Below are 8,496 nucleotides of genomic sequence, written 5' to 3' on the forward strand. Positions count from 1 at the left end.
TGTCGCGCAGTCCGGCGGCATCGGCTTTGCGATCTATCATCGCGCCAAAGCACTCGGCATCGCGCTCAGCACCGTGATCTCGACGGGCAATGAGTCCGATCTCGGGGCAGGTGCGTTCCTCGACTATATGGTGCAGGATCCCGCGACGGATGTGGTCCTGCTGTTCATCGAGGGCATTCGTGACGTCGATCATTTTCTCGCTGCTGCAAGGAAAGCGGCGGAGATCGGCAAACCGGTCATCGTCACCAAGGTCGGTCGCTCCGGCGCAGGCGAACGTGCGGCGGCGTCGCACACGGCGAGCATGGCCGGCTGGACTGCGGCCTATGACGCGGTGTTCGCGCGCTATGGCTTCATCGTCTCCAATGATCTCGACGAAGCCGTCAGCATCGCGGCGGTTTTGACGACCTCACCGTTGCCGAAAGGCGACCGCGTGGCTGTCGTCACCGTCTCGGGCGGCGCGGGGATCTGGGGCGCCGATGTCGTGTCGGCGCAGGGCCTGCAGGTGCCGGAGCTGTCGAACGACGTGCAGGCGACGATCCGCGGACTGATCCCGTCTTACGGCTCGCCGCGCAATCCCATCGATATCACCGCGCAGGCGGTGCATAGCGGCGGGCTGCAGAAGACGATCGAACTGCTCGACAAGTCCGACGAGGTCGATGCGATCCTGGTGGTGATTTCGCTGTCCAGCGAAACGCGCATGCCGTTCAAGACGCCGGAACTGGCGCCGGTGATCGCGGCGCAGAAGAAGCCCATCGTGTTCTGGTCCTACACATTGCCATCGCATTTCGCGCGCACGGGGCTTGCGGAATCCGGTGTGGTCGTTCTGTCCGGGCTGACCCATGTGGGCGTGGCGATGCGGCGGATCGTTGATCACGCGCGTTTCAAGCCGGCCAGGTCCATCGCCGACGTGGCGCAGGCGCCGGTCGACCTCGTCAAACACCTTTCGGCGCCGACATTGTCTGAACATGACAGCAAGACGTTGCTGCAGGTTGCGGGCGTTGCGCTGCCCAATGAGATTCTCGTCACCGACAAATCGGTTCTCGATGACGCCGTCGCAAAGGTCGGCTTCCCGCTGGTGATGAAGATCCAGTCGCGCGACATTCCGCACAAGAGCGAGGTCGGCGGCGTGAAGGTCAATATCACGACCGGAGAGGAAGCCGCAGCCGCCTATGACGCGCTGATAGCGAGCGCACAGACGCATCGGCCGCAGGCGGCACTGCAGGGCGTGCTGGTCTCGCCGATGGCCAGGAAGGGCGTCGAGATCATTGTCGGCACTCTGCTCGACAAGACATTCGGGCCGATGGTGATGGTAGGGCTTGGTGGTATCACCACGGAGCTGTTCCGGGATGTGATCTATCGACCTGCGCCGGTGAGTGCGGAGGAGGCGAGCGAGATGCTGAATGCGTTGAAGGGCGCGCCGCTGCTGAACGGATTTCGCGGGGCTGCAGAGGCCGATGTACCGGCTGCATCAGCGTTGATAGCGCAGGTCTCGCAATTGGCTGCGCAGCTCAAGGAGAATGTGGCCGAGATCGAGCTCAATCCGGTTCTGGTGCATCCGGTGGGCGAGGGCGTTACGATCGTGGATGCGTTGGTGGTGAGGGAGAATTAGACTCGATGTCATCCCGGCGAATGCCGGGATCCATACACGCTGTCGAGATAGTTGCGCACGGTAAGTGTGACGCCATCGTTTCAACCATGACCTCGGAGGCTATGGGTCCCGGCGTTCGCCGGGACGACAACGGGTGCATACCGCTGTCTTGTCGCAAAATAAAAATGGCCGGGCGAACCCGGCCATTCCGTAGTGAGGTTTGCAGAACAAACCCGGCGGGGACTTAGCGCCCCTTGAAGTTCGGCACGCGACGCTCGGCGGTGGCCGCAACGCCTTCCTTGAAGTCTTCGGTGGCGCGCAGGCGGGTCTGTTCGGCCAGTTCATGCTCTGTCGCCTTGGCGACGCGGTCGGCGAGACCGGCGCGCATGGTGGCACGGGTCGAGAGCAGGCCGAGCGGCGAATTCTCGGCGATTTCCTCGGCCAGTTTGATGGCGGCATCGCGGACCTGGTCCTGCGGCACCAGCACATTGGCGAGGCCCATCTTCAGGGCGTCCTCGCCGCCGACGCGGCGTGAGGTGTAGAACATCAGCTCGGCATTGTTCTTGCCGATCAGCTCGGTGAGCGACACGGTGAGGCCAAAGCCCGGGTGGAAGCCAAGGCGGGTGAAGTTGGCGGCGAAGCGCGTCTCCGGGCAGGCGACGCGGAAATCAGCCGACACGGCGAGGCCGAGACCGCCGCCGATGGCTGCGCCCTGCACGGCAGCGACGATGGGCTTCTTGGCGCGGAAGATGCGCACGGCTTCCATATAGAGATGGCCGATGGAGCCGAGATTGTCGGCGGGATCGCCGCTCTTGGCGGCCGCTTCGGTTTCCTTGCGGTTTGGATCGCTGAAATCGGCGCCGGCGCAGAACGACTTGCCCTGTGCGCAGAGCACCGTGGCGCGCAGCTCCGGATTGGCATCGATCTCGTCGAGCGCATTGGCGATCTGCTGGATCAGCAGGATGTCGAAGAAGTTGAATGGCGGCTTGCGGATCTCGATGATCGCGATGTGGCCACGGGTTTCGACGGCGATGTCCTTGTAGGTGGTCATGATGTCCTCAATTCAATAAGTGTGATCACCGCAGCCCGAGGCCGCGGGCGATGATGCCGCGCAGCACTTCCGTCGTGCCGCCCTGGATGGTGAGTTTCGGCGCCGTCTTGATGGCGAAATCGAGCATCTCGTCGAGCGTGGCATGGTTTGATGCGGTATCGTCGACGAAAGCAGCGAGGTCGCGGACGCGATGCGGCAGCTGCTGCTCCCACACGGTGCCGATATCCTTGACGATGGAGGCTTCCACCACCGGCTCCTTGCCGGCCTGCAGCATGCCGGCCACCGAGACCGACATGCGGCGCATGGTGTGGAGCTGTGCCACCAGGCGGCCGATGCCTTCGGCGCTGCGCGTATCCGGCTCCGGACCCACGGCACGGACCAGTTCGGTCAGCGTGTAATAGGTCTCGAGGAAACGCTCCGGGCCGGAACGCTCGTAAGCGAGTTCGGACGTGGCCTGTTTCCAGGCGCCGTCGATTTCGCCGAGCATGTGATCGTCAGGGATGAAGGCGTCGGTGAAGACGACTTCATTGAATTCCTGCTGGCCGGTGATCTGGTCGATCGGGTTCACCTTGATACCCGGGGTCTTCATGTTCACGAGGAACTGGGTGAGGCCGTGGCGGCGGTTTTCCTTGGTCGGCGGCGAAGTGCGGAAGATCGCGATCATGTAGTCGGCGATATGCGCCGAGGTCGTCCAGATCTTGCTGCCATTGATCAGGAAGCCACCCTCGGTTTTGGTGGCCTTGGTCTTTGCGGCGAACAGGTCCGAGCCGGAATTTGGCTCGCTCATGCCGATGGAGAAGCAGATCTCGCCGCGGCAGATGCGTGGCAGGATGTCCATCTTGATATGCTCGGGCGCATATTTCAGCAACACCGGGCCGCTCTGGCGATCGGCGACGAAGAAGCGGCGCACTGGCGCATTGGCGACGCGCATCTCCTCGGTGACCACATAGCGCTCGAGGAACGAGCGTTCGTGGCCGCCATACTTTTTCGGCCAGGTCATGCCGAGCCAGCCCTTCTCACCGACGCGGCGGGAGAATTCGCGGTTGTCGGCATCTTCCTGCACGGGCTTGTGCGGATCAAAGGTGCCGGCGGCGATTTCCTCGGCGAGAAATGCGCGGACTTCCTTGCGAAGCTGCTCGCATTCGGGGGGCAGGCGGATCGGGTCGAAACGAAGGGCTGCAGTCATTTGGGTTCTCGTTTCCTTCGTTAGCGCGATGCGACCAGCGGCCACAGCTCATCGGCACCGCGCTTGGCGACCAGTTTGCCGAGCTCGACGGCCCAGTAGCTCTCGCTGCCGAAATCGTCGCGCCAGGCAAGAGCGCGCAGCGTGTAGCGATGCAGGATGTGCTCCTGAGTGAAGCCGATGGCGCCATGCACCTGATGGGCAATGGCAGCGCCTTTCTCGGCGGCCTCCGAGCAGCGGATCTTTGCCGCGGCGGCTTCGAGGAACAGCGCATCGTCGATATCAGCGCCGTGCGAGAAGGCATCGGCGGCGGAACTGGCAGCAGCGAGAGCAGCGGAGGTCTCGCCAGCGAGTCTTGCGAGATTGTGCTGCACGGCCTGGAACTTCGAGATCTTCTTCTCGAAGGCAACGCGTTCGCCGGAATACTGCACGCTGATGCTGAGCATCGATTCCAGCGCGCCGGCGATCTGCAGGCTGCGCGCCAGCGAGCCCATCAGCAGCAAGGCTTGCTCGTCGATGCCGGCCGGCGCTTTCGCGATCGCAACCGGCTTCACCTTGTCGAAATTCACGGTGTCGGAATGATCGCCGGCCAGGCTCAGGCCCGCGTCGATCTTGCAGGCGCTGGCATCGACCAGCGCGATCGAGCCGCCGGCGATAACGGCGATGTGCTTTGCTTCCTTGGCGAAGGGAATGCCGCGCACACGGCCGGAGATGGTGTCGTCGGCATTGAGCGTGAGCCGGTCGCGCGTATTGGCCGGCGCCACGGTCATCGTGCCTTCGGGGGACTTGATCCGGCCCTGGGCCAGCAGCCAGCCGGCCAGCATGGTTTCGGCAAGCGGAACGCTGACGCCGGCGCGGCCGGCGACGCTGAGCACGCTGAAACCCTCGGCCATGCTGGTGCCGGAGCCGTCGCATTCTTCGGGTACCCAGGACAGCGGCAAGCCGGAATCGGCCAGCGCCTGCCACAGCGGAGCCTTCCAGGCGCCTTGCTTGTCGTTATTGATGGTTTGTGCGTCCGCGAGATCGGCGAAGATGCGTTCGGCGGTTTCGGCGACGATATTGTCTGTCTCGGTCAAGGCGTTCCCCGTCTGATAGCGCATCTCATTCGGCAGGGAATGCCGGGCATGGGGTGCTGCCAGTGTTGTTGCGGGGCATGATGCGGAAAAGCCCGCATGATGCAAGCGGCGCACCTGCATTGTGGTCTGCGGTGGCGGCATGGTGTGCGCTTATTCCGCGCGGCCGAATGGTGGCGGTTGTATACCAGCGCGAAGCGGCTGTGTTAGATCACTCCATCTGAAGAACAGAAACAGAGGGAATGCGGATGTCGAAGGATGGTTTGTGTGCGGTGATCACGGGATCGGCGTCGGGGCTCGGCGCTGCCACGGCGGCCATCCTTGCCAAGGACGGGGCGCGGCTCGTGATCAATTATTCATCGAGTGCGAAGGAAGCCGAAGCGACCGCCGAGCAGTGCCGCAAGCTGGGCGCAGCAGAAGTCGTCGTGGTGCAGGGCGATGTCTCCAAGGACGAGGACTGCAAGAAGATCGTTGCGGCAGCAGCGAAGTGGGGCCGCATCGATGCGTTGGTGAACAATGCCGGCGTCACCAAACATGTCGCGCATGACGATCTCGACGGGCTGTCGGCCGAAGATTTTCAGTGGATCTACGGCATCAACACCATCGGACCGTATCAGATGGTGCGTGCGGCGCGCTCATTGCTCGAAGCCAGCGCCAAGGCTTCGGGCCGCGCGGCGGCGGTGGTGAATGTGTCGTCCATGGCCGGCCTGTCCGGCGCGGGCTCATCGGTGGCTTACGCTGCCAGCAAGGGCGCACTGAATTCGATCACGTTGTCGCTGGCGCGTGCGCTGGCGCCGCTGATCCGCGTCAATACCGTTTGCCCCGGCTATATCGATACACCCTGGTTCACCAAGGGCCGCGGCGCGGAAGCGGCGGCGAAAGTGCGCGATGCCGTGATTGCGCGTGTCCCGCTGCAGGCGGCCTCGACGGCCGAAGATATCGCGCAGCTGATCTGCTTCCTGGCCACGCCGCCGTCCGGTCACATGACCGGCGAGCTTGTTCGCATGGATGCGGGCATGCATCTGCAGTCGATCAGGGCGTAAGAAAAAAGCCCCGGTCAGACGCTGACCGGGGCTTTCACTTTCACGAGTTATCGTCGGCCGGGATCCGGGATGGATCCACGCGCGACCAGCCTGTTCCAGATGAACAGCACCACCAGCGCGCCGATGGTGGCGGTGATGAAGCCGGCACCCTGGTTCGGACCGTAATGGCCGATCTGCTGACCGATGAAGGTCGCCAGGAATGCGCCGGCGATGCCGAGCGCCGTAGTCAGAATGAAGCCCGACGGATTGTTCGGGCCCGGCGAGATGATACGGGCGAGAATGCCCGCGACGAAGCCGACGAGAATGATCCAAAGCATCGCAATTCCCCCTGTGTAATTGAACTAGACCCAGCGCGACGACGCTTCGTCGTCCGTCGGCAACCGGCCATGCGGCGTGAACTCGTCCACTGCGCCAGGCAGCTCATTGCTGAGCTCGGACAGCAACTGCTCGCGCGACATGCCGGTGCGTGACGTCAGTTGCGCGATATCGTCGGCACCGAGTGCGGCGCCGAGATCGCCCGGTGCGATCTGCTTGTTCGGCCCCGACTGCACCCAGGAATCCGCCGCGTCGCCATGGCCGTTCTCCTGCAATCGTTTGACGAGATCGCCGAGGCCGCCGCTCAGCACGCTGCCGGCCGCTGCTCCGCCAAGGATGCCGCCGAGCGGTCCGCGCAGGAGGTCGCCGAGGCCTCCTCCGGCAGTTGCTCCGCCGCCCGTGCTGTTGCCGCCAAGGAGCCCGCCCAGCAGGCCACCGAGGCCGCCGCCATCATCGGCGTTGGCCTGCGTGGGTGCGGGTGTCTGCTGCGGGTGACCTTGTGGCGCCGGCTGTTGCTGACCACCGGTGATATGTTTGTAGCCCTTGTAGGCAAGCAGCGCGAGGATCGCCATGGTCATCGGCGACATCCCACCGCTCTTGTCGTTGGGATCGCTGGGGCCGCGTGGACCGTTGGCCATGCCATTCAGAATGTCGAGCAAACCCATCGTCGTCTCCTGTTCAGCCAGCCCATAAAAAGATAGCTGCGCGATATGACGCGGACAAGTCGCGTCGGTTCCACAGGTAGGCAGCGTTGCGGCATTTTGCTAGGAACGGAAGTCATATGAGCGGGAGGTGACGTGAGCGCACAACGTCCTATCTGCATTGCCGGCGCCGGCAGTGTCGGCTGTTTTGTCGGTGGCATGCTCGCAGCAGACGGTCGCAATGTATCGTTGCTGGCGCGTCCGCGCGTGGTCGATGGTATCGCGCAGAATGGATTGCAGCTCTCGAGCTTCGAAGGCGGGCAGTGGCGCCTGCGCGCGGGGCAAGTCGCGCCCTCGCAAGATCCCGCGATCATGAAGGATGCCAACATGATCGTTGTCGCGGTGAAGAGTGGCGATACCGCTGCGATGGCAGAGTTGATCGCCCGGCATTCCGCCGAAGACGCCGTGATTATCAGCCTTCAGAATGGCGTTGGCAATGTTGCCACGCTCAAGCAGACATTGCCCGGTCATTGCGTGCTGGGCGGGATGGTGCCGTTCAATGTCGTCACCCGCGACGATGGGAGCGTTCACCGTGGCACGTCCGGGGCGCTGGTGATTGAACGCGATGCGAAAGAGAATGGTAAGCGGCTGGCCGTTCAGAACCTGCCGGTGAGTTTGACCGAGAACATCATCGGCGTGCAGTGGGGCAAGCTGCTGGTCAATCTCAGCAACGCATTGAATGCGCTGTCCGATCTGCCTCTCCATACGCAGTTGCAGCGCCGCAGCTGGCGACTGTTATTCGCCGATCAGATGACCGAAGGGCTTGCGGTACTACGTGCTGCGGGCATTTCACCGGTTGCCACGAATGCACTGCCGCACGCGCTGACTCCTCATCTCCTTCGACTCCCGGACAGTTTGTTCGGACTTATCCTTCGGAGCGTGATGAAAATCGACGCCAATGCGCGCTCTTCCATGTGGGCGGATCTACAGCGCGGGCGCCCCACGGAGATCGATCATCTGCAGGGCGTCGTGGTGCAGCTCGCGAATCAATATGGCATCGCGACACCGCTGAGCCGTCGTGTGATCGAGGTCGTGAAGGCCGCCGAGGACATGAAACGTGGTTCGCCAGCACTGTCACCGCAGCAAATTCGCGGTTCGTAGTTACGCGCTGTTATCAGTAAACGGGCCTCGCTACTTCGTGTCCTACACATTCAGAAATAAGATCGAGCGCAACCATCGTTGTTGCGATGGTGGGCGAGTGTTTCTGCGACTACACGCATAGCCATACTTTGGCGGTAATATCATGCATCATTCGACACGCGCGACACTGTGTGGATGTTGAGTTCAGCTACACTCGCAAGCTTTATGATCGGATCGCGATCTGTAGTGCAGCGGCTGATCGCGACGATCGGGTAGTAGATGCGTATCAATCAGTGAGTTCATTGATGCGCGAAATGCGTTCAATACTGCTCATTGCAATGAGGCATCAAAGGCTATGTCATTCTCAACTTCTTTAGTATAGATAGTCGCGTGATTTGACGAAGGTTCGATTATCTTGCAACGAAGCCAACGTTCAGTCCCTACATAATCATCGGCAGAACG

8 protein-coding genes are annotated in these 8,496 nt (G+C 62.5%); 3 read left to right on the forward strand and 5 right to left on the reverse strand.

What is annotated here, in order from left to right:
- Positions 1 to 1,609: acetate--CoA ligase family protein (locus tag ACIQ17_RS27110; RefSeq protein ID WP_398472435.1), on the forward strand; the 1,609-nt coding region annotated here is incomplete at its 5' end.
- A 223-nt stretch (positions 1,610 to 1,832) separates the two neighbouring features.
- Here the strand turns inward: ACIQ17_RS27110 and ACIQ17_RS27115 are convergent.
- The 3 genes from ACIQ17_RS27115 to ACIQ17_RS27125 are packed head-to-tail and all read right to left on the reverse strand — an operon-like array spanning position 1,833 to position 4,898.
- Positions 1,833 to 2,639 (reverse strand): enoyl-CoA hydratase/isomerase family protein, encoded by an 807-nt coding sequence (locus ACIQ17_RS27115; protein WP_398472436.1) that lies wholly within the window; start codon positions 2,637 to 2,639, stop codon positions 1,833 to 1,835.
- A gap of 25 nt (positions 2,640 to 2,664) precedes the next feature.
- The gene (locus ACIQ17_RS27120; protein WP_398472438.1) at positions 2,665 to 3,825 is read right to left on the reverse strand and encodes an acyl-CoA dehydrogenase family protein; all 1,161 of its coding nucleotides are present in this window, start codon (positions 3,823 to 3,825) and stop codon (positions 2,665 to 2,667) included.
- Between the two features lie 20 nt (positions 3,826 to 3,845).
- On the reverse strand, positions 3,846 to 4,898 hold the full coding sequence (locus ACIQ17_RS27125) for an acyl-CoA dehydrogenase family protein (RefSeq protein ID WP_398472439.1): 1,053 nt from the start codon (positions 4,896 to 4,898) through the stop codon (positions 3,846 to 3,848).
- Between the two features lie 245 nt (positions 4,899 to 5,143).
- On the opposite strand from ACIQ17_RS27125, the gene ACIQ17_RS27130 reads away from it, so the two are divergent.
- The gene (locus ACIQ17_RS27130; RefSeq protein WP_398472440.1) at positions 5,144 to 5,938 is read left to right on the forward strand and encodes an SDR family NAD(P)-dependent oxidoreductase; all 795 of its coding nucleotides are present in this window, start codon (positions 5,144 to 5,146) and stop codon (positions 5,936 to 5,938) included.
- 47 nt (positions 5,939 to 5,985) lie between these two features.
- Here the strand turns inward: ACIQ17_RS27130 and ACIQ17_RS27135 are convergent, their stop codons facing one another.
- Positions 5,986 to 6,255 (reverse strand): GlsB/YeaQ/YmgE family stress response membrane protein, encoded by a 270-nt coding sequence (locus ACIQ17_RS27135; RefSeq protein ID WP_398472441.1) that lies wholly within the window; start codon positions 6,253 to 6,255, stop codon positions 5,986 to 5,988.
- Positions 6,256 to 6,279: 24 nt separating this feature from the next.
- Complete coding sequence (locus ACIQ17_RS27140; protein ID WP_398472443.1) at positions 6,280 to 6,918, reverse strand: YidB family protein; 639 nt, start codon at positions 6,916 to 6,918, stop codon at positions 6,280 to 6,282.
- Between the two features lie 132 nt (positions 6,919 to 7,050).
- Here ACIQ17_RS27140 and ACIQ17_RS27145 point away from each other — a divergent pair, with 132 nt between their 5' ends.
- Positions 7,051 to 8,055, forward strand: a complete 1,005-nt coding sequence (locus ACIQ17_RS27145; protein ID WP_398472444.1) for a 2-dehydropantoate 2-reductase — start codon at positions 7,051 to 7,053, stop codon at positions 8,053 to 8,055.
- The last annotated feature ends 441 nt before the right edge of the window (positions 8,056 to 8,496 follow it).

It is taken from the genome of Tardiphaga sp., assembly GCF_044340795.1.
Taxonomy (GTDB): Bacteria; Pseudomonadota; Alphaproteobacteria; order Rhizobiales; family Xanthobacteraceae; genus Tardiphaga.

Bases quoted from the DNA above. Each gene is read 5' to 3' on its own strand.
- ACIQ17_RS27115 (WP_398472436.1), bottom strand. From the start codon at position 2,639: ATGACCACCTACAAGGACATCGCCGTCGAAACCCGTGGCCACATCGCG.
- ACIQ17_RS27120 (WP_398472438.1), bottom strand. From the start codon at position 3,825: ATGACTGCAGCCCTTCGTTTCGACCCGATCCGCCTGCCCCCCGAATGC.
- ACIQ17_RS27130 (WP_398472440.1), top strand. From the start codon at position 5,144: ATGTCGAAGGATGGTTTGTGTGCGGTGATCACGGGATCGGCGTCGGGG.
- ACIQ17_RS27135 (WP_398472441.1), bottom strand. From the start codon at position 6,255: ATGCTTTGGATCATTCTCGTCGGCTTCGTCGCGGGCATTCTCGCCCGT.
- ACIQ17_RS27140 (WP_398472443.1), bottom strand. From the start codon at position 6,918: ATGGGTTTGCTCGACATTCTGAATGGCATGGCCAACGGTCCACGCGGC.